The sequence below is a fragment of the Bartonella sp. MR168JLCBS genome, from assembly GCF_042194175.1.
The window spans coordinates 1-660 of sequence record NZ_JBHIMP010000440.1; the positions used below are offsets into that span (position 1 = coordinate 1).

Here is a 660-nt window from a genome sequence, read left to right on the forward strand (position 1 = left end):
TGCACTTGTTATCGGTGCTTCAAGAGGAATTGGCTATCATTTAGCATTAGAGCTCGCAGCGCGCGATGCTCATATTATTGCCCTTGCACGAACGATGAGTGGACTCACTGAACTTGACAACAAAATCCGAGAAAAAGGCGCTTCTGCAACACTCATTCCACTCGACTTATATCATATGGAAAACATTGATGCTCTTAGTGTTTCAATTGCTAAGCGTTGGGAAAAACTTGATATTATGGTTGCAAATGCAGCAATCCTTGGAACGCTTTCACCCCTAGCGCATATAGAAAACACGGTATTTGCAGATGTTTTTCACATAAATCTTTTCAGCCTATGGTTTTTAATGAATGCTGTTGAGCCTTCATTACGTGCATCTGATGCTGGACGAGCCATTCTTTTATCCTCAAGCGTTGCCCATGTTGCGCGTGCTTTCTGGGGAGCTTACGCCGCCTCTAAAGCTGCTTTAGAAATGATTGCTCGCTGTTGGGCAGAAGAACTAAAGCAAACCCCTATAAAGATTAATTGTGTTGACCCCGGTGCAACACGCACTGCCATGCGTGCACAAGCTATGCCTGATGAAGATCCTCAAACTCTTCCTTCAGCACAAGAAGTTGCAGAAAAGATAGTCCATTTATTATCAGCTGATTTGAAGGAGACAGG

At 43.8% G+C, this 660-nt stretch carries 1 protein-coding gene; it reads left to right on the forward strand.

Features of this window, described 5'->3' with window-relative positions; translation table 11 throughout:
• The coding region (locus ACFIK8_RS11845) for an SDR family NAD(P)-dependent oxidoreductase (protein ID WP_375669542.1) at positions 1 to 660 on the forward strand (660 nt) is incomplete at both ends.